Origin of the sequence: Blautia sp. An81 (genome assembly GCF_002161285.1) — a bacterium.
In the GTDB taxonomy this organism is placed as follows: domain Bacteria; phylum Bacillota; class Clostridia; order Lachnospirales; family Lachnospiraceae; genus Blautia; species Blautia ornithocaccae.
Genome location: NZ_NFHH01000005.1, coordinates 92,677 through 113,631 on the forward strand (window position 1 = coordinate 92,677; position 20,955 = coordinate 113,631).

General features: G+C 44.2%; 30 protein-coding genes. 12 read left to right on the forward strand and 18 right to left on the reverse strand.

Annotation, left to right across the window (positions count from 1 at the left end; all coding sequences use genetic code 11):
- Positions 1-26: 26 nt before the first annotated feature.
- From B5G33_RS06390 to B5G33_RS06405, 4 genes are all read right to left on the reverse strand, one after another.
- Positions 27-578 (reverse strand): inorganic diphosphatase, encoded by a 552-nt coding sequence (locus tag B5G33_RS06390; RefSeq protein ID WP_087273867.1) that lies wholly within the window; start codon positions 576-578, stop codon positions 27-29.
- A 180-nt stretch (positions 579-758) separates the two neighbouring features.
- A complete protein-coding gene (locus B5G33_RS06395; protein WP_087417080.1) occupies positions 759-1,217 on the reverse strand; it encodes an Hsp20/alpha crystallin family protein in 459 nt (152 codons plus the stop codon).
- A gap of 59 nt (positions 1,218-1,276) precedes the next feature.
- The gene (locus B5G33_RS06400; RefSeq protein ID WP_087417081.1) at positions 1,277-1,723 is read right to left on the reverse strand and encodes an Hsp20/alpha crystallin family protein; all 447 of its coding nucleotides are present in this window, start codon (positions 1,721-1,723) and stop codon (positions 1,277-1,279) included.
- A 301-nt stretch (positions 1,724-2,024) separates the two neighbouring features.
- Positions 2,025-2,744: a hypothetical protein gene (locus B5G33_RS06405; protein ID WP_087417082.1), complete on the reverse strand. Its 720-nt coding sequence runs from the start codon at positions 2,742-2,744 to the stop codon at positions 2,025-2,027.
- 128 nt (positions 2,745-2,872) lie between these two features.
- On the opposite strand from B5G33_RS06405, the gene B5G33_RS06410 reads away from it, so the two are divergent.
- Positions 2,873-3,196 (forward strand): helix-turn-helix domain-containing protein, encoded by a 324-nt coding sequence (locus tag B5G33_RS06410; RefSeq protein WP_087417083.1) that lies wholly within the window; start codon positions 2,873-2,875, stop codon positions 3,194-3,196.
- Between the two features lie 266 nt (positions 3,197-3,462).
- On the opposite strand, the gene B5G33_RS06415 is transcribed toward B5G33_RS06410, so the two are convergent.
- The 12 genes from B5G33_RS06415 to B5G33_RS06470 form a co-directional block, all read right to left on the reverse strand.
- Positions 3,463-3,687 (reverse strand): hypothetical protein, encoded by a 225-nt coding sequence (locus B5G33_RS06415; RefSeq protein WP_087417084.1) that lies wholly within the window; start codon positions 3,685-3,687, stop codon positions 3,463-3,465.
- Between the two features lie 702 nt (positions 3,688-4,389).
- A complete protein-coding gene (locus B5G33_RS06425; protein ID WP_054353191.1) occupies positions 4,390-4,581 on the reverse strand; it encodes a hypothetical protein in 192 nt (63 codons plus the stop codon).
- A 41-nt stretch (positions 4,582-4,622) separates the two neighbouring features.
- Entirely contained in the window at positions 4,623-5,243 is a 621-nt protein-coding gene (locus tag B5G33_RS06430) for a DNA alkylation repair protein (protein WP_087417086.1), read from the reverse strand.
- Between the two features lie 61 nt (positions 5,244-5,304).
- Positions 5,305-5,757, reverse strand: a complete 453-nt coding sequence (locus B5G33_RS06435; RefSeq protein ID WP_087417087.1) for a GNAT family N-acetyltransferase — start codon at positions 5,755-5,757, stop codon at positions 5,305-5,307.
- 16 nt (positions 5,758-5,773) lie between these two features.
- Positions 5,774-6,082, reverse strand: a complete 309-nt coding sequence (locus B5G33_RS06440) for an ASCH domain-containing protein (RefSeq protein ID WP_087417088.1) — start codon at positions 6,080-6,082, stop codon at positions 5,774-5,776.
- Between the two features lie 308 nt (positions 6,083-6,390).
- Positions 6,391-7,455, reverse strand: a complete 1,065-nt coding sequence (locus B5G33_RS06445; RefSeq protein ID WP_191386456.1) for an alpha/beta hydrolase — start codon at positions 7,453-7,455, stop codon at positions 6,391-6,393.
- A 19-nt stretch (positions 7,456-7,474) separates the two neighbouring features.
- Positions 7,475-7,732 carry an alpha/beta hydrolase gene (locus tag B5G33_RS22725; protein ID WP_442856600.1) on the reverse strand — a complete coding sequence of 86 codons (258 nt, stop codon included), beginning with the start codon at positions 7,730-7,732 and terminating at the stop codon, positions 7,475-7,477.
- The gene (locus B5G33_RS06455) at positions 7,617-8,015 is read right to left on the reverse strand and encodes an alpha/beta hydrolase (protein ID WP_087417090.1); all 399 of its coding nucleotides are present in this window, start codon (positions 8,013-8,015) and stop codon (positions 7,617-7,619) included. The genes B5G33_RS22725 and B5G33_RS06455 overlap by 116 nt, the downstream gene beginning before the upstream one ends.
- Positions 8,016-8,088: 73 nt before the next feature.
- Entirely contained in the window at positions 8,089-8,241 is a 153-nt protein-coding gene (locus B5G33_RS21330; RefSeq protein ID WP_158229584.1) for a hypothetical protein, read from the reverse strand.
- A gap of 334 nt (positions 8,242-8,575) precedes the next feature.
- Positions 8,576-9,403, reverse strand: coding sequence for a CPBP family intramembrane glutamic endopeptidase (locus B5G33_RS06460; RefSeq protein ID WP_087417091.1), 828 nt, complete (start codon positions 9,401-9,403; stop codon positions 8,576-8,578).
- A gap of 212 nt (positions 9,404-9,615) precedes the next feature.
- The gene (locus B5G33_RS06465) at positions 9,616-9,819 is read right to left on the reverse strand and encodes a helix-turn-helix transcriptional regulator (RefSeq protein WP_087273723.1); all 204 of its coding nucleotides are present in this window, start codon (positions 9,817-9,819) and stop codon (positions 9,616-9,618) included.
- Positions 9,820-9,822: 3 nt separating this feature from the next.
- Entirely contained in the window at positions 9,823-10,128 is a 306-nt protein-coding gene (locus B5G33_RS06470; protein WP_242974548.1) for a DUF3796 domain-containing protein, read from the reverse strand.
- Between the two features lie 23 nt (positions 10,129-10,151).
- On the opposite strand from B5G33_RS06470, the gene B5G33_RS06475 reads away from it, so the two are divergent.
- The 11 genes from B5G33_RS06475 to B5G33_RS06525 all read left to right on the forward strand — a co-directional run bounded on the left by B5G33_RS06475 (position 10,152) and on the right by B5G33_RS06525 (position 18,983).
- A complete protein-coding gene (locus B5G33_RS06475) occupies positions 10,152-11,021 on the forward strand; it encodes a LysR family transcriptional regulator (protein WP_087417092.1) in 870 nt (289 codons plus the stop codon).
- Positions 11,022-11,305: 284 nt separating this feature from the next.
- Complete coding sequence (gene ureA / locus B5G33_RS06480; protein ID WP_087273718.1) at positions 11,306-11,608, forward strand: urease subunit gamma; 303 nt, start codon at positions 11,306-11,308, stop codon at positions 11,606-11,608.
- A gap of 20 nt (positions 11,609-11,628) precedes the next feature.
- Entirely contained in the window at positions 11,629-11,988 is a 360-nt protein-coding gene (gene ureB / locus B5G33_RS06485) for an urease subunit beta (protein ID WP_087417093.1), read from the forward strand.
- Between the two features lie 30 nt (positions 11,989-12,018).
- Positions 12,019-13,740 carry an urease subunit beta gene (gene ureB / locus B5G33_RS06490; protein WP_087417094.1) on the forward strand — a complete coding sequence of 574 codons (1,722 nt, stop codon included), beginning with the start codon at positions 12,019-12,021 and terminating at the stop codon, positions 13,738-13,740.
- 10 nt (positions 13,741-13,750) lie between these two features.
- Positions 13,751-14,257, forward strand: coding sequence for an AmiS/UreI family transporter (locus B5G33_RS06495; protein WP_087417095.1), 507 nt, complete (start codon positions 13,751-13,753; stop codon positions 14,255-14,257).
- A gap of 11 nt (positions 14,258-14,268) precedes the next feature.
- Positions 14,269-14,781, forward strand: coding sequence for an urease accessory protein UreE (locus B5G33_RS06500; RefSeq protein ID WP_087417096.1), 513 nt, complete (start codon positions 14,269-14,271; stop codon positions 14,779-14,781).
- Entirely contained in the window at positions 14,778-15,479 is a 702-nt protein-coding gene (locus B5G33_RS06505) for an urease accessory protein UreF (protein WP_087417097.1), read from the forward strand. Before B5G33_RS06500 ends, B5G33_RS06505 begins: the two co-directional genes overlap by 4 nt.
- Positions 15,480-15,554: 75 nt before the next feature.
- On the forward strand, positions 15,555-16,163 hold the full coding sequence (gene ureG, locus B5G33_RS06510; protein WP_087273707.1) for an urease accessory protein UreG: 609 nt from the start codon (positions 15,555-15,557) through the stop codon (positions 16,161-16,163).
- Complete coding sequence (locus tag B5G33_RS06515; RefSeq protein WP_087417098.1) at positions 16,163-16,963, forward strand: urease accessory protein UreD; 801 nt, start codon at positions 16,163-16,165, stop codon at positions 16,961-16,963. Before ureG ends, B5G33_RS06515 begins: the two co-directional genes overlap by 1 nt.
- Before the next feature lie 138 nt (positions 16,964-17,101).
- Positions 17,102-17,584: a MarR family winged helix-turn-helix transcriptional regulator gene (locus tag B5G33_RS06520; protein ID WP_087273702.1), complete on the forward strand. Its 483-nt coding sequence runs from the start codon at positions 17,102-17,104 to the stop codon at positions 17,582-17,584.
- Positions 17,577-18,983 carry an MDR family MFS transporter gene (locus B5G33_RS06525; RefSeq protein ID WP_087417099.1) on the forward strand — a complete coding sequence of 469 codons (1,407 nt, stop codon included), beginning with the start codon at positions 17,577-17,579 and terminating at the stop codon, positions 18,981-18,983. Before B5G33_RS06520 ends, B5G33_RS06525 begins: the two co-directional genes overlap by 8 nt.
- 69 nt (positions 18,984-19,052) lie before the next feature.
- Here the strand turns inward: B5G33_RS06525 and B5G33_RS06530 are convergent, their stop codons facing one another.
- Positions 19,053-19,817, reverse strand: a complete 765-nt coding sequence (locus B5G33_RS06530) for a heparan-alpha-glucosaminide N-acetyltransferase domain-containing protein (RefSeq protein WP_087417100.1) — start codon at positions 19,815-19,817, stop codon at positions 19,053-19,055.
- Positions 19,818-19,961: 144 nt separating this feature from the next.
- Positions 19,962-20,948, reverse strand: a complete 987-nt coding sequence (gene bsh / locus B5G33_RS06535) for a choloylglycine hydrolase (protein ID WP_087417101.1) — start codon at positions 20,946-20,948, stop codon at positions 19,962-19,964.
- Positions 20,949-20,955 lie beyond the last annotated feature (7 nt).

Here is a 20,955-nt window from a genome sequence, read left to right on the forward strand (position 1 = left end):
TCCTTTCAAGTTTTTGACCGCCCTTTTTATGCCTGGGCTTCCTCTGTTTGATCTACAAATTTTTTCTTATAATTCTCCATACATTTTTCGATAACTTCTACTGCCGCAATGGGGCCGCCGAACTCATTGACTGTGGTACTTTTTCCTTCCAGATGTTTGTAGATAGTAAAGAAGTGCTTCAGCTCCTCAAAAATGTGCTTCGGCAGTTCATGGATATCTGTATAACCCATATAGGTAGGATCTCCATAAGGAATGGCAATGATCTTCTCATCTCCCATTCCCCCGTCTTCCATCTTCATAACACCTATAGGGTAGCACCTGACCAGGGTCATGGGCAGAATTGATTCAGAACAAAGTACCAGCACATCCAGAGGATCCTTGTCGTCTCCGTAAGTTCTGGGAATAAAACCGTAGTTCATGGGATAGTGGGTTGCAGTGAATAAGATTCTGTCCAGTGACAGCATGCCGGTCTCCTTATCCAGCTCGTATTTTTTGTTGCTCCCCTTTTCGATCTCGATCACCGCCATAAAATCTGTGGGGTAGATCCGCTCCTCACTGATATCATGCCAAATGTTCATAGAAATACCTCCTTTTAAAGTCTCTCCCCTTCTGAGACTTTCCTGTTTTGATATCCCTATTCTATAACCCTTTTCTCCTATTTGCAAATTCTTTTTCTGTGCAAAAGCAGACAGCAAAAGACTGCTCCCCTGCCGGTTCTTAAATCCCCGGCGGGAAGCAGTCCCTTATCTATTATCCCTTTATTCAATGGTAATGTACTTATTCTCTTCTACCTGAGGAGCCGCTTCTTTCTTCGGAATCCTCAGTTTCAGTACGCCATGTTTGAATTCACCCTGGATATCCTCCTGAGTCAGATTGTCGCCTACATAAAAGCTTCTCTCACAGGCTCCGCTGAAACGTTCTTTCCGGATGAAACGTCCGTTCTTTGTCTCCTTTGGAGAATCCTTCTGTGCGGAAATGGTCATATAGCCATTTTCCAGAGTAACCTTTATATCTTCTTTCTTGAATCCGGGAAGATCGATATCCAGTTCATAGCCGTCCTTCTTCTCCTGGATATCTGTCTTCATCAGATTTTTCGCTCTCCGTCCATAGAGCTTCCTTTCCATTTTCCTATCTTCTCTGTCATTAAAAAATGGGAAATCGTCAAAATCAAAGAAATCATCAAACCAGTCATCAGCAAATGTTCTCGGCAGTAACATAGGTCATTCCTCCTTTTTCACTTTTCCTACTCTTCTGCCCCAGGGCTGACTAAAATCTGTCATCCCTCAATAGCAATGTGATTATCCTGTTCAACTGCAGGTTTTTTCTCTTTTTTCGGAATGCTCAGTTTCAGGATACCGTCCTCATATTTAGCCTTGATATCCTCCTGGGTAACTTCATCGCCTACATAGAAGCTTCTGCTCATTGCTCCTGCATAACGCTCCTGGCGGATATATTTACCGTCTTTCTCATCTTTATCCAATCCCTTTGCTGCGGAAATGGTAAGGTAACCATTTTCCAGGGAAGCCTTGATCTCGTCTTTCTTAAATCCCGGCAGGTCAACATCCAGTTCATAGGAACCCTCTGTCTCCCGGATATCGGTTTTCATCATTCTCTTGGCGTTCTTTCCATATAAAGGATTTTTCCTTCCCCAGAAATCATCGTTAAATGGGAAGTCCATAAAGTCATCAAATAAATTTTCTCCAAAAATACTAGGTACTAACATAAGTCATATCTCCTTTCAATAGACATCATATTATTTATTTTAGCACTTTGGGAAAACCGAAGTGTTGTTGTCGGAACTTGGGAATCATTTTTTTTCTTTCTTCCTTTGTTCTAGTTGTAATATAACACATATCATCAGCACTGTCAAGTCCTGAGTGCTAATTTTTTTATTTTTTTTGCAGGGGGCAAAAGGATACTATCAAAATCCCCGAACATCAAACAACAGCCCCTTCAAATTCCGGGGCAAAAGAAAACGAAAACTACCGTTGTGGGAATAAGTGTTCCTACAACGGCAGCGCTTTCTATTCGCCAGTATATGCAATTTCTATCTCATAGCCGCCATCCTCGCCGTAGGTGTGGAAAGAATAATCCCCGATTTGTAAATCTCCCTCTGCGACAGGGTAGAAGGTCTTTTCCTCGGCGTCACAAATTACAGCTTCGTCTATAAATCCATCTTCAACGGTAGTCAGGATTTCCCGGATACAATCATCACAAAAATGCGTTTTCATTTTGTGGGCGCTCACAATGCCCCATCCCCAGTCAATGGAAGCGGTAGCACTGTCCATGTTGGGATTTGACATCATCATCAAATAGGCTTCGCCAGTATTCAGGAAAACCAGATTGATACGCTCCAGGAAGCCCCGTTCCAGACAGCAGCCATCAGCCGTATTCGGGATATAACGGATAAGGTTTTCGATATCCTGCCCGTACTGGCTGTACACTAAATCACACCGGATAGCCTGGGCGATTTTTTCGTATTCATCATCTGTGGCCGTTGCCATATATGTAGCGATTGTCCCTAAAAATTCTTCCATATTTTTTTGATTTCGATGGTTTGTCCATATATTTCCGGCCATGATACCGATTGGGAGAAAAACAAATGTGACAGCCCCTATCATAAAACCGTCATAGAGCAGGGAACGCTTATCGTGCTGACTTAGATGTTTTTTGTCCATGTCCAGTTCATCATCTACCCAAAAGTACAGCCAATTATCCCGCAGCTTTCTCCATACATTTTTCATATCCATACCCTCCAACAAGCTATAAGCTAATATCTTATAGTCTATCAGAAGCTATTGAAAACGGCAATCATATTATAGTCTTAAAGTGTACAAAATGATAACTGATAGCTAATAGATGGGTATGGATTATGGAAAAGAACGGATTAGGAAAGCGTATCAACGCAGTAAGGAAAGACCGGGGCTTAACTGCTGATCGGCTCTCGGAAATGTGCAATATCAACGCTACTTATCTCCGACAGATTGAGGGCGGCGTAAAAATGCCCAGCCTGCCGGTATTCATAGACATTTGCAAGGCTCTGAAAATCTCGCCGGATTATCTTCTTCAAGACGAACTGGAAGAAAATGAAATCAGTACCATCCGGGGGATAGAAGCCCTCTGGAAGGATATATCTCCCAGCAAACAGGCGCTTGCACTTGCCATGATAAAAGCGGTATTGGAACATAAGGAGTAACAGAACAGCCAGCCGTGCCCGGCTGGCTGAATTACCTTTGTGTAAAATCTTATCTGCTCGATAAATGAGAAGTTGATTATCCTATAAAAACATTATAAATCACAACAACATAAACAGAAACTGCGGTTAAACCGGTAAGGACAAAACCACTTTTTTCTCTACTATTTTTATATTCTACACTTCTTATCAACAAAAGTGTAGCAAGTGATATAAGCATAATAGGATTTGTTATGTCAAATCCTTCCGAAAAACAGGAATTGCAATATTCAATCTTTCTTATCAATCAATCCCCATGCGGCCAAAACAAAACCTATAATTGCGATACCGGCAAAAATGTAAATGGTTGGCATAAGACCATATTGCGAGATGTTCCAGAGTGAAGAAAATTCCCCGTTTACTGTCCATTCATTAGCCATCGAGCCAGCCAAAACCTGTGCAATAGAAATTATTCCTGCTAAAATCATTGCTGAACCTAAAATTACTTTTTTCATCTGACCTTTCCTCCTTGAATTTGTTTATTCACTCTGTTATTTTTTCAGCAACTTCATCTTGTTCCAACTCAATCACGTCCAAAACGCCACAATTCAGGGCTTCTCAGATACGAACCAGCGTATGCCAAAGGGGTTTATAGCTTATGTGTATTTATCCTCCTACCTTTTTCCCGGCGTCAGGGTTCCTGTTCCCATTATATCAAAATTCTTGCTATCCCACAAACAATTCTTGGCATAACCGCGGTTACGTCTGGATCGCACTTTTCCTTTCTGTCTTATTCGATACTTATTGCTTATATTATATCCCATTAACGATACTTTCAAATTAGAAACTACTGATTTCTTAATTTTTGAATAGTCAAGAAAATAATATCAAAAAGTATTCCAATCATTATACCAAATACGAATTCTTCATTCTTTTCCCCCTGTGCTACTTTCAATAATCTACATACGAATACTGTAATAATTGGAATAACTATATAGATTAGTTGTTTTAGATATTTATTTCTCATGGATTACACCCCATGCCAACACAAGTTTTAGTTGTCTTGATAGCAATGCCCCTGCAAAATACAGGCATCATTTATATCGTTCAAAGCCCTTACCCATTATTCTCCACCTTAACAGTTCACTTCTTTAACATATGATTAATTTTGTTATAGCTTAGACTTCATAATTGTGTACAGATAAAGCAGGATTGTTCTATTTCTTCAAATTTTCTATAAACCCGGAGATAGCGGATATAAGCCAACCCAAACCAATAATAATTAACGCAATTTTCCACCCGATACCATTATCAAAAACAAAGATAAATGTATATAGAGCGAACAAACTAACAGGAATAGCAATTCCATATAACACCAAATGAAACTTCCTCTTTTTTTCTTTATCCATTTATTCTCCCCTCATTAACTTCAAATTCGACAACTTAGGATTTATAACTTAACAAATTTATTTGCTAAGTTATATACTTGATTGATTTCTTTGCTCTCCAACTTCCAATTATTTAGTTCAGTTTTTATCAGTTCTGAATACTTTTTGCTTATATCCCTTAAAGCGTTACCTACCGATTTTCTGACATATTCGCTGGAATCCTCTCTCAAATCAGCTAATCGTTCAATCGCTTCCATAGGATTTTCTTTGAAATAAGGTCTACTTGTCCAAATTCTTAAACCTTCTGTAACCGCCCTTCTAGTATTAGGATTGCTGCTTTTCAACCATTCATCAATAATAGGAATAGCATTTTCGTATCCTTTTTTCTTACAGCACTCATCAAAGGATTTTGCTAATACTTCCTGAACTCTCCAGTTATCATCATTAGAAACTGTATCTCTCATAAAAGCTAAAACATTATCATCTTCTGATAGATACCCAAAAAGAAATACGGCATACATTCTTACTTGATATACCATAGATTTGTATGCTAAAAACGCCAACTTTTTGACAAATTCAGTATCATGAGATTTATAATCACTTAATGCTCTACTTTCTTCCAGCTTAAAACCATTTTCTGTCAAAGAAAATTCTCTCTCTAAACCAACAATATACTCATTCATATAAACTTATCCCTACACAACTTCCAATTTTCTGCTCTACAACTTAGGATTTGTCAGTCTGTTATAATTCTTTTACCATTTGCATTTCTTTGAATTGCATACCCAAGAATGTATATTCAATCTCTTTGATTTCCTCAAATCCGATAGACGCATACATTTTGCGTGCCACTGTATTTTCCAATGATACACTGATATACAGTTTGTCAGCATTATGTTTTTCTTTGAAGTAATCAAGAAATGCTCGTGCTGCCATTTTTCCATAACCTTTTCCTTGAAACTGCTTACCAATCATAAAACGACTCATAGACCATCCAGGAAAAGTATCGTCATAATCATACAGCACAAATCCCACCATCGTTTCTTTGTGGTAGATGCCCAAAGTATAAAGTCCATCCTCGTAAGCTGCCTCAACCAATGACTGTTTATTGTCTGCGACAAATCCCTCTTGGCTGTCATCAACGGTCAACGATATACAATCCCAGTAGTTAGATTTGTCAATTTTTCTAAATTCCATTTTCAACTCCGCTCCTTCATACTTGCTCTTTGAAAACGACAGAAAATTCTTCACATACAACTTTCATATCAGAAGTGAATTTCAGTCCTACTTCATTCAGACATTCGGCAAAGAATTTTTCATGCACTTCTCGCCAATAATCTAAGGATTTATCTCCTTCACCTTCTTTATATGCGTGTTCTGCTGTTACCTCGCTAAATGGGACAACAGTCACTTTATGGGTTTGAATAACGCATACGCCATTGTCGTTAGAGTCTAAAACAACACTATACGCTCCTACTTTTGGCAGAGGTTCATTTTCCAATTTATCGATTTCTATATTCACATTATATCAGTTAAAAATCAGCCATTCAATGAAATTCATAGGGTAGCCACCTTTTTCGTGTACCATTCCGTCACCCCCCCTTTTATTCCCCCTATGCCCGAACTCCCATAGAAGGAAAGGATCATTTTCTCATATGGGATTTTTCTGTTTCTAGAAAAATCTGTTTTGGGGTTAGAAACAAGGCCGGCTAGATCCTGTTTTTGCTTATTTGTCAATTCTTAATCTCAAAAAATCCCACACCACATTTTCTGTGATGTGAGATTCTCTTAACTTAATGCCATTGTCCACGGGGCATACCGTCTTTCTTCTTATTCAGAACCTGCATTTCTCTCCCAGAAGCTGACCGCCTCATCGATCCAGCCTTCTGCCACAGTTCCTTCCCCCAGGCCGAACCCATGCCTCAGGCCATCAAACACCTGGATTTCTGCATCTGTTCCATTTTCCTGTATCCGGCTGATGTAATCTTCCATAGAACGATAAGAAGCGATCCCGTCATTAGTTCCCACACAGGCGTAAGTGGGCGATTCATTGCCTGTCACATCCGAAAGGCCTGTATACTCCATGATCACGGCTGCCGGAGCCGGATATTCTTCCTCTCCGAATGCCGCTGTTCCATAGGATCCCAGCCAGGCCGCCATACGTGCTCCTGCAGAGCCGCCCCAAAGGGAGTAATCCGTCATATCAATCTGAAGTTCATCTGCGTTTTCATGGAGAAAGGCGATGGCTCTTGCCAGATCTTCACAGGCCGTATCTGCTCCTGGCCGGTAGATCAGTGCAAAAGCATTGTATCCTTTTTGGGACAGTTCCATTGCATGGGGAAAGCTGTCATGCATGGCAGCCACATAGACAAAACCTCCTCCTGCATTGATCACTGCAGTCTTTGCTCCCGGCTCTCCCCGGAAGAAAAAGAGCCCTGTATTTTCCTTGTCAGGATCTTCCGCCTTTTCTTCATCTGTATAAATGTCATAGAAAATCTCCTCTCCTGACTCCACCTGATCTTTCAGATAATTTGCAATCTCCACCGTACGGTCTGGATTCACATTGTTATACCAGGTCAGGATCTCTCCCACATCCTGTAGTTCCAGATCCTCATCAATCGTCCGGTCCACAGGAAAAATCAGTCTCCCGTAATCTCCAAATACCGGATCATTGATCACATCCATAACCTTTGTCTCTAAGGTATAATCCTCCTCCTCACCACTGCTCCCGTTCTCTACAGTTTCAGCTTTCTCTGAAGGGTTTGCATCTGATGAATCTGTCCGGGAGCTCTCCTCTGTCTGGCCGCAGCCTGACAGAAGCAGCATAAAAGACAGAACCCCGGACAAAAGGATAACCCTAAGACTGTTTCTGTAAATGTGCCATGTTTTTCCCATACCTCTTCCTCCTGATTTTTTATCCTTCTGCAAATATACTGCCAAGCCACTGATCATATCCGTCTATCCAGCCCCCTTCTGCTCCGAAACCATGGGGCATTCCTTCCAGCACATGGGATTCTACAGATACTCCTGCTTCTTCCAAAGCCTGGATACATTCTTCAAATTCCCCTACAAAAGGATCCCTGGTCCCGTATGCAAAATAGGTAGGCGGAAAATCCCATAACTGCAATATCTTCCTGATCGATTCCGTATTCCTCTCCGTGGCTTCTGACAAACCGGACAGCCCGGGCAAGATCCAAGGCTCCTTCTTCCTGGGTATATGGCCTTAATCTGTAGTCCACCACAAAGCTCTGATAGCCCCGCTGGCTGAGCGCTTCCGCCACAGGAGTTCCCTCATACTGGTCACTTCGGTATTGGAAGGCTCCCCCTGCGCAGATCAGTACAGCGCCTTTAACCTCTGTTCCCTCGGGCACAGGAAATGTTCTCACTGTAGGACGGAAGCCGGGGTCATCTGCATAACCGCCATTGTTTTCCGTATACTCTGTTTCTGAAGGCATATTGCCTTCCTCCCACAGATAGAAGTTCTGGCGTGTCCCTGCATCCACCTGCCCATGAGCTGCTGTCTGGATCTCACTGTTTTCTCCGGTACTGCTTTTCGAGCATATAAGTCTTTGCCTCCGGATTGGAACGGGTGGCCTTCACAGTTCCAGGCACTACAAGGTTAACGTCGGATTTCATGATTCCCAGATCCAGAATAGAAAATCGTATTCCATAGTTGCTCATCTTTCCTTCCTCCTGACCCTGCCGTTTTCAAATTTGTATAATTTATACAACCCCTTCTGACTTTGTAGATAATTATAGAATATTTACAAAGTCTTCAGAATATCCAGTTGGTTTTCCGGTATATACCCAAAGGTTTTATTCCTGGGATCAGCGAGCCAAGCGGACATGTATCTGGGATCAGCTATAGCCGGTATTGCAGGTGTGTCTCCCTCCCGGTGGATTTTTTATCCTACAGGGCAATCCCAAGGACTTTCCTGTAGAGAATATAGAAAAAGCCGTCCATTACTGAACGGCTGGAAATAGAAAAGGAACGTCTATCTGGGCGTTCCATGATCTACTTGCGATATTCCATTTTTTGTAAAATGACGTTACGCGACTTTTCGTTGCTTTTTAGAAAAAGCAGAAATAGTAATGTCAATGCTATATTTATGGTTAAAACGACTATGCTTCCTTCCATTTTAGGCATTCCACCAGATAGCAGTGTGTTTCCAGTAAAAACTGTTGTGAACAGATGTGGATAATCGTCTGCCAGCGAAACAGCGCCGAAAATAATTCCTCCAACACCATTCCAGACAAAATGCATCATCACGGGAGCAATCAGTGATTGGATATATTCTAATACCGTAGTCATTAAAATACTCATCGTAATAACATTTAGTACTGACACAATACCTGCTTCAAAGGCACCTCCATGCATAAAGGTAAACAATGCCGTAGTAACAACCATTGCCGCAACCACATTATAGTTACGCTTTATCATTTGGTAGAGATAACCTCGCACCAATAATTCCTGCATGATTGTGTTTATAAGTGCGGAAAGCAGCCATAGCCATAACATTGGAAAAGTGTCAGTGGCTGTAATTCTCATTACCCCCAGTCCAGCTAAAATTATGATGGCAGCACCCAGCCAAAGGACACCCGTCCCAAAGCCGATGCAAACACTTCTGAATGGCTTGGAGATGATATGCATTTCTATTTTTCGTTTCTCCATTAGCCAGAAGATCAGAGTTAAACCCACAACACATAGAAACGGAATAAGTTCAGCCCAAAATCTCCAAACTGCACCATTTGGGGAATCGGGAATAGGTAACAATCCGGCTAAAACAGCCCATCCAACAAAGAAAAAAATTGCTTTTGTTACTGTAATAAATAACTTCTTCATATTACGACACCTCTATTATGATACGAATATTGAAAAAATCTTCTTCAATATTTCTATTTATTTTTCGCCCTGCCTTTCTCCCTGTTCCGGAGTTTCTGTTCCCCATTATATTAAAATTCTTGAAAAGCGGTCAATCGTAAAGACTAACCGCTTGTATGTAATGCATATCAAATGGATAAAGCAGAACAGCCAGCCGGGAACAACAAAATAATTTATTTAAAAACAAAAATATCTTCTATGGGAGCTTTCACAGCTCTTGAAATATCAATGGCCAGTTTCAGGGAAGGATTATACTGGGCTTTTTCCAATCTCATAATGGTTTCCCGCCGGACCCCTACGATCTCGGCCAGCTGTTCCTGGGTAAGTCCCTGTGCCGTGCGATATACTTTTAAATTACAAACAAAATCTGCACCCATGATCTACTCTCCTTTTTCATAACGGTACAGGAAATAATTGCTGAGGAAAAGGACCAGGGCATAAATAAAGGAAACAGAAATCAGCATGAAGATGGCACACCATTCTACATTTCGGGAAAACATCCCAAGTCCCATAAGCCATATGACTATGAACAATAAACGGAATCCTGTCTTATATGCTTTTAATTGTGCTTTTCGCCTGTTTTCCTGAAAAAGCTCATCTTCTAAAGTGTGAGAGAGTTTTCCTTCAAAATTTCCATAATACTGGAACTTCTGACCAAAATCATATATGCTTAAAGACAGAAACAACAGAAAGGAAGGTATATCATCTTATGGAAATCCGTGTTTTAAAATACTTTTTAATGGTTGCCAGGGAAGAAAATATTACAAAAGCTGCCAACCTGCTTCATATTACCCAGCCTACTCTTTCCCGGCAGCTTATACAGCTGGAAGAGGAACTGGGAACCACTCTTTTCCACAGGAGCAAGTATCGGATAGTCCTTACGGAAGATGGTATGCTGCTGAAGCGGCGGGCTCAGGAGATCATAGAACTTGCAGATAAGGCAAAAAAAGAATTATCCCATGAAGCAGAAGCCCTTTCCGGGGAAATCTTTTTCGGCTGTGCCGAAACCCGGAACATGACCTTTCTCTCCCGGAAAATGGCAGCTTTCCGGGAAAAATATCCCCTTGTCCATTATAATATCTACAGTGCAACGGCTGATGACCTGAAGGACCGGATAGAAAAAGGACTTCTTGATATCTGTCTGTTCACGGAGCCTGTGGATATTGGGAAATATGAGTTTCTCCGTCTGGAAAAGAAAGAGGTGTGGGGCGTACTGGTACGGAAGGACTCTCCCCTTGCTTCTAAAGAAACTGTGACGCCGGAGGATCTGGCAAAAGTTCCGCTTCTGATGTCACGGAGAGAAATGGTACAAAACGAACTGGCCAACTGGTTCGGGGACTTTTACGATCAGCTTGACGTGGCAGCCAACTATAATCTGATCTTAAATGCCGCAGACATGGTGAAAAACCATATTGGAGTCGCTCTGTGCTTTTATATTGAAAATATCTCCAATGACCTGTGTTTTATTCCTTTTTCCCCAGCATTGGAGACCGGCGCCGTTCTGGCCTGGAAGAAAAATTTTGTCTTCTCCGCTGCTGCAACAAAATTTATTCATTACATAAAAGACTCCGTTTTCTAACGGTTTCGTGTATAATTCACTTATATTTTGTATCCAGGTCCTTTTATCTTTGGTATTTTTCACAAAGAATTTTAAAAACCCCAAAAAATTATTCATAGTATTCCGATTTTCTGCTGATCAGATATTTTTTAATATGTATAAAAATACTTTTTTCTCAATAAAGAAATAAGAACTTTTATTTGACATCTTTCTTCTCCCATGCTACTATCTCTCCCATAAAGGCAAAGACGCCGAAAGAAGCGTCTTTGCCTTTTTTTATTTTTATGCGCAAGGAGGAAGAAAGTATGAGACTGACACCTAAGGAACAGGAAAAACTCCTGCTTCATCTGGCCGGAAATCTGGCAAAAGAGCGGAAAGCCAGAGGACTGAAGCTGAACTACCCGGAAGCGGTAGCCTATATCAGTTCGGAATTAATGGAAATGGCCAGAGACGGTAAGGAGGTTACAGAACTTATGCATCTGGGAACAAAGCTTCTTTCCAGAGACGATGTAATGGAAGGAGTGGCCGATATGGTCTCAGAAGTACAGGTGGAAGCCACCTTCCCTGACGGAACCAAAATGGTCACCGTACACAACCCTATTCAGTAATGCGATCAGGAGGTAACGCAATGAAAATCGGAGAAATCATGCCCTTGGAAAGGGAAATTACATTAAATGAAGGGAAGCCTTCCCTTACGCTGATGGTCACAAATACCGGAGACCGTCCTGTGCAGGTAGGGTCTCATTTTCATTTCTTTGAAGTAAACCGCTGTCTGTCCTTTGACAGGGAAAAAGCCTATGGCTTCCATCTGGATATTCCTTCGGGAACTTCTGTCCGTTTTGAACCGGGAGAGGAAAAGGAAGTTGTCCTCACTGCCATGGGAGGCACCAGGCGGATCTTCGGACTGAACGATCTGACCTGCGCCCAGGCTGTGGAAGGGACAAAAGCCGCTTCCATGGAAAAGGCAAAGCAGAAAGGATTCCTTTAAAATACACAAACTAATCTTGGAGGTATGAATATGAGCGCAAAAATATCCGGAGAGAAATATGCCATGATGTACGGCCCTACCACAGGGGACAAAGTACGGCTGGCAGATACAGACCTGGTCATTGAAGTAGAAAAAGATTACACCACTTACGGGGACGAGTGTAAATTCGGCGGCGGCAAAACCCTTCGTGACGGCATGGGACAGTCTGTAAAGACTACCAGCGCCGACGGAGACCTGGATCTGGTGATCACCAACGCTTTGGTCCTGGATTATACAGGAATCTACAAAGCAGATATCGGAATTAAAGACGGAAAGATCGCAGGCATCGGCAAGGCCGGAAACCCTGCAGTTATGGACGGGGTAACTCCCGGAATGACCGTGGGCGCTTCCACAGAGGCCCTGGCTGGTGAAGGCCTGATCCTCACTGCCGGCGGACTGGATACCCATATCCATTTCATTTCCCCCCAGCAGGTAGAATGTGCCCTGTACAGCGGCGTCACCACTATGATCGGCGGCGGAACAGGACCTGCCGACGGCACCAACGCCACCACCTGTACTCCAGGCCCCTGGAACATGGAAATGATGTTAAAGGCCTGTGAAGAATACCCTATGAACATCGGTCTTCTTGGAAAAGGAAACTGTTCTGACGAGAAAGCTCTGGTGGAACAGATCAAAGCCGGCGCTATGGGACTGAAGCTTCATGAAGACTGGGGTTCTACTCCTGCTGCCATTGATCACTGCCTGAACGTGGCCGACGACTATGACGTGCAGGTAGCCATCCATACAGATACTCTTAATGAAGGGGGCTGTGTGGAAGATACTCTGGCAGCCATTGCAGGAAGAACTATCCATACATACCATACAGAAGGCGCCGGCGGCGGCCATGCCCCTGACATTATCCGGGCAGCGGCAGCTCCCAACGTACTTCCCTCTTCTACTAACCCTACCATGCCTTATACAGTAAATACTCTGGATGAGCATCTGGACATGCTGATGGTTTGCCACCACCTGGATAAGAGGATCCCAGAGGACGTAGCTTTTGCAGATTCCAGGATCCGTCCGGAAACCATTGCCGCAGAAGATGTTCTCCATGACATGGGCGTCTTCAGCATGATGAGCTCTGACTCTCAGGCTATGGGACGTGTGGGAGAAGTCATCACCCGTACCTGGCAGACTGCCAGCAAGATGAAAGGGGAGCGTGGAGCCCTTCCTGAGGATGAAGGCCACGGAAACGACAACTTCCGGGCAAAACGTTATATTTCCAAATATACCATCAACCCGGCCATTACCCATGGCGTAGCCGACTATGTAGGTTCTGTAGAGAAAGGAAAATTCGCCGATCTGGTATTGTGGAATCCTGCATTCTTCGGTATCAAACCTGACCTGATCATCAAAGGCGGCATGATCATTGCCGGAAAGATGGGGGACGCTAACGCTTCCATTCCCACCTGTGAACCGGTAATATACAAGCCTATGTTTGCCGCTCACGGAAAGGCAAAATATGCTTCCTGCCTGACCTTTGTATCTAAGGCAGCCATGGAAGAAGACGTAAAGACAAAATATCATCTGGAAAAAACAGTGGTTCCTGTATCCGGCTGCCGCAACATCGGTAAAAAGGACATGAAATTCAACAGCGAGACACCCCAGATCACAGTAAACCCGGAAACCTATGAGGTAAAAGTGGACGGAGAACATATCACCTCCAAACCTGCTGACAAACTTCCTCTGACACAGCTTTACAGCTTATTCTAGGAGGTGTCCCATGTTAGGCGTTTGTTTATTATTTGTAGGAATCGTCCTGATTAATAACGGCATGTGCACCTTATACAAGGTAGACGGAAGATCAGCGGCGGTTATGAATATCCTTACCGGAGGACTTTCCATATTTATCAATGCGGTAAACCTGGTAATGGGAAATTATTACGCTGCAGGAACAGGACTGCTCTTCGGCTTCACATATATTTTTGTAGCTTTTTCCAAACTGTGGAACTTAAGCCCCATCCCCTTTGCCTGGTTTTCCACCTTTGTAGCAGTAAACGCTGTAGTCTTCGGAACCATTGAAGGAGTTACAGGAAGCGCTGCTTTAAATGTGACTGCGGACTGGCGTTGGGCCGCTATCTGGTATCTCTGGGCAGTTCTCTGGGGAACTTCCTTTGTGGAAGATATCTGCGGGAAAAAGCTGGGGAAATTCGTCCCCTGTCTCCAGGTATTTGAAGGAATCGTCACCGCCTGGATACCGGGACTTCTTATGTTAATCGGTCAATGGTAGGAGAAAAACTTATGATTTGTGAAAAAATACTGGGAAAACTGGAAGACATAGAACTCCAGGGAAAGAAGCTGGAATTTATTACTGTGGAGTGGCACGAGGCCTTTAAAAAGATCCACCGGAAGGTTACGGATGCCGGACGGGAAATAGGAATCCGTCTGGATGACTCAGTACTGAAAACCGGGCTGTTAGAGGGGGATGTACTCTACGCAGATCCCGAACTGGTCATTGCCGTCCATACCCCTCCCTGCGAGGTAGTCAAGGCAAAGGTTTCTCCCCATCACCCGGAGATGATCCCCAAGGTCTGCTATGAAATCGGAAACCGGCATGCGCCTCTTTTCTTTGGAGAGGATTCCAGCACCTTTGTAACTCCCTATAATGAGCCTATGCTTCGTCTCCTCTCTTCTCTTCATGGTGTAGAAGCCAGGAAAACCATAGAATCTCTGAACTTTAAAGGACAGATTTCCTCTCAGATCGGCCATTCCCATCACCACGATCATGGAAACCGGGAAGGAGCTCAGGCATGAACCGCCGGGATATGGAGGCCCGTTTTCTCCTCCTTCAGATAAATGATTCTCTCTTTCCCATAGGAGGTTATTCCCACTCCTATGGGCTGGAGACTTATATACAGAAAGGCCTGGTGAGCGACGGAAGCACCGCCAGGCTTTACATAGAAAACCGGCTGCGCTGCAGCCTTCTCTATACAGATCTTCTGGCTGTCCGGCTGGCCTATGAAGCAGCAGCTAAAGAAGATCTGGAAAAGCTGGAGGAACTGGAGGACGTCCTGGACGCCTCCAAGATCCCCCTGGAACTGCGGGAAGCCTCCAGGAAACTGGGCAGCCGTTTTGTGAAGACACTCCAGCACATGGAGATTTCCTGGAAGAAAAATATTTTTCAGGAATACCAGGAACTCCGCCGGGGAAAAGTAACCAGTCATCCCTGTGCTTACGGAGTTTTCTGCTGTGCCGCCGGGATCCCTCTGGAGGATTCTATGGCAGCCTTTCTTTATGCCCAGACCTCTGCTATGGTCACAAACTGTGTAAAGACTATTCCTCTCAGCCAGTCAGAGGGACAGAAAATCCTCCTCTCCCTCCATCAGGTCCTGGAAGAGGTGCTTTTTCTTGTCACCACAGCGGGAGAAGAAATGTTCTGCGCTTCCACTCCCGGCTTTGACCTGCGGGCTATCCAGCATGAAGGTCTGTACTCCCGGCTGTATATGTCCTGATACAGGTGCAGCCCTGTTTTTATATTTCTCTGTCTGCGAATGCAGACTCTACTATATATGAAAGAAGGAAGAATTATGTCTTATGTAAAAATCGGCGTAGCCGGCCCTGTAGGTTCCGGCAAGACTGCTCTCATAGAAGCCCTTACCCGGCGCATGGCCAAAGATTACAGTATCGGTGTTATCACCAATGATATCTATACGAAAGAGGACGCAGAATTCCTTGCCAAAAACAGTATCATGCCTCTGGAAAGGATCACCGGCGTGGAAACCGGCGGCTGCCCTCACACAGCCATCCGTGAAGACGCCTCCATGAATCTGGAGGCAGTAGAAGAAATGGCGGAAAAGTTTCCGGATATCGAGCTGTTTTTCATAGAAAGCGGCGGGGATAACCTTTCCGCTACCTTTTCACCGGAACTGGCCGATGCCACTATCTTTGTCATTGACGTGGCAGAAGGGGATAAGATCCCCAGAAAAGGCGGACCAGGAATCACCCGCTCCGATCTGCTGGTGATCAACAAGATCGACCTGGCTCCCTATGTAGGGGCAAGCCTGGAGGTTATGGAAAGAGATTCTAAGAAAATGCGGGGAGACCGTCCTTTCCTGTTCACCAATATCCGCAGCGGAGAACATGTGGAACAGGTAGTGGAATGGATCAAGAAAAACGTACTTTTGGAGGGAATGTAATGCCAGAAGAAAAAAATCCCTATGGAAAAGTCTCCCGCTTTTCCATTACCGCCGGTACCCGTGAAGGCCAGACCATATTGGAAGACTTTTCTTATACCTCTCCCTTTAAGATCATGCAGCCCTTTCCCCTGAAAGGCGGCGGGATCCAGGTCATGCTGCTGGCTGCTTCCCCGGGAATCATGGCAGGAGATCTTCAGGAATTTTCTTTTCATATAAAAGAAGGCGCCAGGACAGAGTTCATCTCCCAGTCCTACGATAAGATCCACTGCATGAAAGAAGGAAAGGCAGGCAGACATACCTCTGTTTTCGTAGAGAAAGGAGGAACCTTTTTCTTTCATCCCCAGCCTATGATTCCTTTTAAAGGATCTGCCTTTGAAAGCACCATGGATATCCGGCTGGAAGATGAGACCTCCCGGTTCTTTATGAGCGAGATCCTTTCCTGCGGACGATACGCCAGAGGGGAGACTTTTGCCTATCGTTTCTATCATAATCTGGTCCGTATCTACAGAAATGGAAAACTGATCTTCCGGGACAATACCCGGTATGACCCTGTACTTTTCTCTATGGACAGTATGGGAATGTATGAGTCCTATACCCATCTGGCCTGTATCTACCTTACACCGCCGGAGGATCCGAAAAGTTTTGTATCCAAGGTTAAAGATCTTCTGGAAAATACTTCGGATATCACCGGAGGCATTACCCGGCTGCCCCAGGGGGACCTGGCAGTGCGTATTCTGGGAAGGCGGGGACAGGTACTGGAAGAATTGTCTCAAAAAATCCTGCTGTGCAGCGGCCTGTAAAGGCTGAGGCACAGCAGTTTTTTATTATTCTTCTTTGGTTTTCTCTTGACATTTTCTCTGTATCTTCATATAATTATTTTAAGTAATTACTAAAGATAATTATTTATGGTAATCAATTTTAGAAAGGAGGAATAACACATGGAAATATCTTATGTAAAAGATTTTCTCTCTGCCTGCCAGGACGCCAAACGTATTACAGAGCTGATGCCCCCTCTTCCCAAAGGGATGTCTCCCCGGCATATCTATGTGATCGACGCAGTGTTTCAGTTAAGCCAATGCCAGGAAAAGGTGATGGTCAGCGATGTGAGTAAACTGCTTGGAGTCACCAGGCCAAGCATCACCAAAGTAATCCAGGAGCTGGAAAAACTGAAGGTTCTGACAAAAATCCCTGACCAGGAGGACAAAAGGATCGTCCACATAGCTCTGACATCTCTTGGGAAGGAATATTATGATTTCTATGTAGGGGAATATCACTCCTGGCTGGCTGAAAATTTCCGGGATATTTCTCCTGAAGATTTTTCTGTAACCGTTAGTACCATTCACCGGGTACTGGAAATCATGAAAGGTCTGGATATTACCGCCTACAAGGAAAAAAGAAAGGAAAAAGAAGAAAATGAATGAATCAGAAAAGAAAATTGATGCAAAGCTGATCTTTTCCATCATTGCCGCAGGAATCATGTCCTTCTCCGGCGTAGTGGTGGAAACTGCCATGAATGTTACCTTCCCCACTCTGATGGAAGAATTCGGCATCGGAACTTCTACCGTACAGTGGATCACTACCGGCTATCTCCTGATTCTGGCCATGATCATACCTGCATCTTCTTATTTAAAAAAGCGGTTTACACTGAAAAAACTTTTTGTCACCGCCATCTGCCTGTTCCTTATAGGAACCATTATGGCTGCTGTTACCCCGGTATTTTCTCTTCTGCCCCTGGGCCGTCTGATCCAGGGTGTGGGAACAGGTATCGCCCTGCCTCTGATGTTTAATATCGTTCTGGAGCAGGTTCCTGCCAAAAAACTGGGGCTGATGATGGGAATCGCCTCTCTGATCACAGCCATGGCTCCTGCCGTAGGACCTTCCGTGGGAGGTATGCTGGTAAGCAATTTCGGTTGGAGGATGATCTTTATCTCTCTGATTCCTCTGCTCCTGCTCTCTTTTTTCCTTGGGGTTTTCTCTATCCGTCAGGTAACAGAGACAGAAAAGATTTCTTTCCAATGGCTGGACTACTTCTTTTTGGCTGCAGGCTTCGCCTGCTTTATCTTTGCTACCAGCACCGCTTCCGACGCCGGCTGGATCAGTGTCCAGGTACTGGGGCTTCTGGCAGCCAGCATTATCTGTATTGTGATATTCTGTCTGAGATGTAAAAAAAGCGAAACACCCCTTATCGATATCCGGGTATTTCGCTGTGTTCCCTTCAGCCTCAGTGTACTGGTCCTTGTCTTTATTCAGTTTATTTGCCTTGGACTGGGATTTCTGATCCCCAACTATGCACAGCTTGTTCTGGGGGAAGAAGCTTTTCTGGCAGGCTGCCTTCTCCTCCCCGGCTGTATCATAGGCGCTGTTCTCTCTCCTATAAGCGGCAGGATGCTGGACCGTTTCGGAGCAAAGAAACCTATCCTTTCCGGTAACTTCTGTATTATCCTGGCAACAGTATGCTTCAGCATTTTCGCCCTGAAACTAAACATCGGAAGCTTTATCTTATTCTATATATTCTTCGCTTTCGGCCAGGGCTTCTCTGTAGGAAACACCATGACCAATGGACTGAAGCAGCTGCCGCCGGAATTAAATCCTGACGGCAATGCAGTGATCAATACTCTCCAGCAGCTGGCTGGCGCCATCGGCACCTCCATTATCACCACCATAGTGGCAGCCTCCCAGGCAAAGCTCCCTGATGACATGGCAGCAGCTACTGCCCAGGGCACTCAGTATTCCTTCTATCTTCTGGCAGTGCTGGCCGTTGTTGTGATCTGCTGTTCTTTGGGAGTCTTCGCACTTTCAGGAAAGAAAAAGCAGGCCTGATGGTTATGTCGACACTGGCCTGCCAGCAGCCCCTTTGTTTCTTTTTAAGACTGGACTTTCATAAAAAATCTACATAAAAAGAGAAGACCATATGATGCAGATTCCCATAAGAATAGGCTGGTGAAGAACGTATATCCAGATAGTTTTTCTTCCTATCTCTGAAAGCAGAGGGATCCGGATGCTGAGAAAGTGCCGGATTCCTTTGTTTTTCATAAGTAAAGGATATAAAAACCAGCCTGTCCAGTACAGAAAAATCCAGGGCAATATAGGGAAATAGTCGCTGGAATAAAAGCCTGCTCCCGGAAATCCAAAAATTGTCAGGACTCCTGAGTACAGTTCCTGAGAAAGTGCCAGGGTCTCTCCTCCCAGCCACAGATAACCATTCTGTATAGGATAAGTCAGGGCAAACAGTACCAGACATATTACCGCTCCCAAAAGGGGCGGAATCTTTTTTCCTAATTTTGAGAGAGGAATGGTCAGCAGGACCCCGCAGCCGATAAAGTTCAGAATGCCGAAGAATACAACTTCATCAGGAATGACCAGCCAGGTCACCGCGGTGATCAGCAGTCCCAGACCGTTTAAGAACAGCCCTCGTTTCAGGCTGTTGGCTGCTCCAAACCGCCAGGAGAAACCGGAGATCAGTATAAAGCTCCAGCAGATTCCCTGCTGCCAGAAAAAGGTGGCCGGAGCTCCCAGCCAATCAGGATTCTGCCCGTATATGATAAAGATATCATAAGAAAAATGATACAGGATCATGTTCACCAGTGCCAGGCCCCGCAGGGCATCCAGAAGATAATATCTTTCCTTCTGTTTTTCTATTGTAGTTTCTGTCATCTCTTTACTCCTTATCTATTGCAGAAGCAGGCTTTCGCTTTTAAACAGCAAATTCCCAGCCTTCTGTTTTTCCCATCATATCAGTTTTCCTCTGGGATGACAAGGGAAGCGTGTCCGAACCAGACTTTGAGAGACTGTTACCAGTCAAATACCTGATTGAAAAGATTTCTCAGGAACACCTCTTATGGAAACCTTATGACAGACCAGTCTCTCCCCTTCCAGGTCTTCTTTTGCCAGCTCCACAGCCTGTACGCTGCTGTTGTCATAGGTTTTATAATAATAGACTCCTCTCTTTCCATTTACACAGCAGGAATAAGTCGTCATATCACAGGTTCCTTCCTCTGTGAGGACTGTCCCCTTCACCATACTTACCTGATCCAGTATATGAAATATCTGGGATACATTGGCGTTTTCCTCTTTCTCACATCTGGAATTCCAAAGCAGAAAGGCAGCCCTTACGAAACGGGAGGCAGAAGAAGCATCTCCCGGAAGTCCTATTCCTCCCATTCCCTGACAGTAGGGTTCCAGGGGCAGCTTCCTGGAAAAGGTATTTTCTCCCTGCCCTGATGACAGCTTCCGAAAATGAGTCAGATAATCTTTATGAAAGGGAAAAGGGGGATTATTCGTCAGTACCTTTATAGGGTTTTCGTAAATCTTCAGTCCTTCTTCCACTGCCTCCAAAACCACACATTCCTTTCCGTCACCCAGCATCCAGTGGAGAGGAGCAGGAGGCATCTCTTCAGCAAAAGGAATCTTTACGATCCTGGCCTGAAAAAGAAGCTCTCTGGCTTCCTGCACAGAAGCACAGGAGGCCAAAAGCCATGGTATAATCTCAAAAGGAGCAACATTTTTCCCTCCTTCTTCCGCCTCCTGATATACTGCATTTTGTGGAAAATTCAGGCCTGCCATAAACAGACCTTTTTCATTTACTGCTTCGGCGTAAAGAGGAAATGTATCCTCAGAAGCGGCCATACCTGCCATGGCATAATGTTTTTCTGCAGGATCCAGCTTCCGGAATTTAAGGATATAATTCCTTGGAGTAAGAATGATCTGTTCTCCAATCGAGTAATCCAGGTCCATATTCCGTCCGAAATAAAAGTCTCCGTTTTCATAAGCAATACATGTACACATTTTCACA

What these genes read in the sequence shown, in the direction of transcription:
- B5G33_RS06415 (WP_087417084.1), bottom strand. Translation starts at nt 3,687, where the DNA reads ATGAAAAAAGTAATTTTAGGTTCAGCAATGATTTTAGCAGGAATAATT.
- B5G33_RS06395 (WP_087417080.1), bottom strand. Translation starts at nt 1,217, where the DNA reads ATGTTACTGCCGAGAACATTTGCTGATGACTGGTTTGATGATTTCTTT.
- B5G33_RS06405 (WP_087417082.1), bottom strand. Translation starts at nt 2,744, where the DNA reads ATGAAAAATGTATGGAGAAAGCTGCGGGATAATTGGCTGTACTTTTGG.
- B5G33_RS06475 (WP_087417092.1), top strand. Translation starts at nt 10,152, where the DNA reads ATGGAAATCCGTGTTTTAAAATACTTTTTAATGGTTGCCAGGGAAGAA.
- B5G33_RS06425 (WP_054353191.1), bottom strand. Translation starts at nt 4,581, where the DNA reads ATGGATAAAGAAAAAAAGAGGAAGTTTCATTTGGTGTTATATGGAATT.
- ureG (WP_087273707.1), top strand. Translation starts at nt 15,555, where the DNA reads ATGTCTTATGTAAAAATCGGCGTAGCCGGCCCTGTAGGTTCCGGCAAG.
- B5G33_RS06435 (WP_087417087.1), bottom strand. Translation starts at nt 5,757, where the DNA reads ATGGAATTTAGAAAAATTGACAAATCTAACTACTGGGATTGTATATCG.
- ureB (WP_087417093.1), top strand. Translation starts at nt 11,629, where the DNA reads ATGAAAATCGGAGAAATCATGCCCTTGGAAAGGGAAATTACATTAAAT.
- B5G33_RS06445 (WP_191386456.1), bottom strand. Translation starts at nt 7,455, where the DNA reads ATGGGAAAAACATGGCACATTTACAGAAACAGTCTTAGGGTTATCCTT.
- B5G33_RS06455 (WP_087417090.1), bottom strand. Translation starts at nt 8,015, where the DNA reads ATGCCTTCAGAAACAGAGTATACGGAAAACAATGGCGGTTATGCAGAT.
- B5G33_RS06410 (WP_087417083.1), top strand. Translation starts at nt 2,873, where the DNA reads ATGGAAAAGAACGGATTAGGAAAGCGTATCAACGCAGTAAGGAAAGAC.
- ureB (WP_087417094.1), top strand. Translation starts at nt 12,019, where the DNA reads ATGAGCGCAAAAATATCCGGAGAGAAATATGCCATGATGTACGGCCCT.
- B5G33_RS06505 (WP_087417097.1), top strand. Translation starts at nt 14,778, where the DNA reads ATGAACCGCCGGGATATGGAGGCCCGTTTTCTCCTCCTTCAGATAAAT.
- B5G33_RS06515 (WP_087417098.1), top strand. Translation starts at nt 16,163, where the DNA reads ATGCCAGAAGAAAAAAATCCCTATGGAAAAGTCTCCCGCTTTTCCATT.
- B5G33_RS06465 (WP_087273723.1), bottom strand. Translation starts at nt 9,819, where the DNA reads ATGGGTGCAGATTTTGTTTGTAATTTAAAAGTATATCGCACGGCACAG.
- B5G33_RS06520 (WP_087273702.1), top strand. Translation starts at nt 17,102, where the DNA reads ATGGAAATATCTTATGTAAAAGATTTTCTCTCTGCCTGCCAGGACGCC.
- B5G33_RS21330 (WP_158229584.1), bottom strand. Translation starts at nt 8,241, where the DNA reads ATGAGCAACTATGGAATACGATTTTCTATTCTGGATCTGGGAATCATG.
- B5G33_RS06430 (WP_087417086.1), bottom strand. Translation starts at nt 5,243, where the DNA reads ATGAATGAGTATATTGTTGGTTTAGAGAGAGAATTTTCTTTGACAGAA.
- B5G33_RS06460 (WP_087417091.1), bottom strand. Translation starts at nt 9,403, where the DNA reads ATGAAGAAGTTATTTATTACAGTAACAAAAGCAATTTTTTTCTTTGTT.
- B5G33_RS06500 (WP_087417096.1), top strand. Translation starts at nt 14,269, where the DNA reads ATGATTTGTGAAAAAATACTGGGAAAACTGGAAGACATAGAACTCCAG.
- B5G33_RS06390 (WP_087273867.1), bottom strand. Translation starts at nt 578, where the DNA reads ATGAACATTTGGCATGATATCAGTGAGGAGCGGATCTACCCCACAGAT.
- B5G33_RS06495 (WP_087417095.1), top strand. Translation starts at nt 13,751, where the DNA reads ATGTTAGGCGTTTGTTTATTATTTGTAGGAATCGTCCTGATTAATAAC.
- B5G33_RS06525 (WP_087417099.1), top strand. Translation starts at nt 17,577, where the DNA reads ATGAATGAATCAGAAAAGAAAATTGATGCAAAGCTGATCTTTTCCATC.
- bsh (WP_087417101.1), bottom strand. Translation starts at nt 20,948, where the DNA reads ATGTGTACATGTATTGCTTATGAAAACGGAGACTTTTATTTCGGACGG.
- B5G33_RS06530 (WP_087417100.1), bottom strand. Translation starts at nt 19,817, where the DNA reads ATGACAGAAACTACAATAGAAAAACAGAAGGAAAGATATTATCTTCTG.
- ureA (WP_087273718.1), top strand. Translation starts at nt 11,306, where the DNA reads ATGAGACTGACACCTAAGGAACAGGAAAAACTCCTGCTTCATCTGGCC.
- B5G33_RS06400 (WP_087417081.1), bottom strand. Translation starts at nt 1,723, where the DNA reads ATGTTAGTACCTAGTATTTTTGGAGAAAATTTATTTGATGACTTTATG.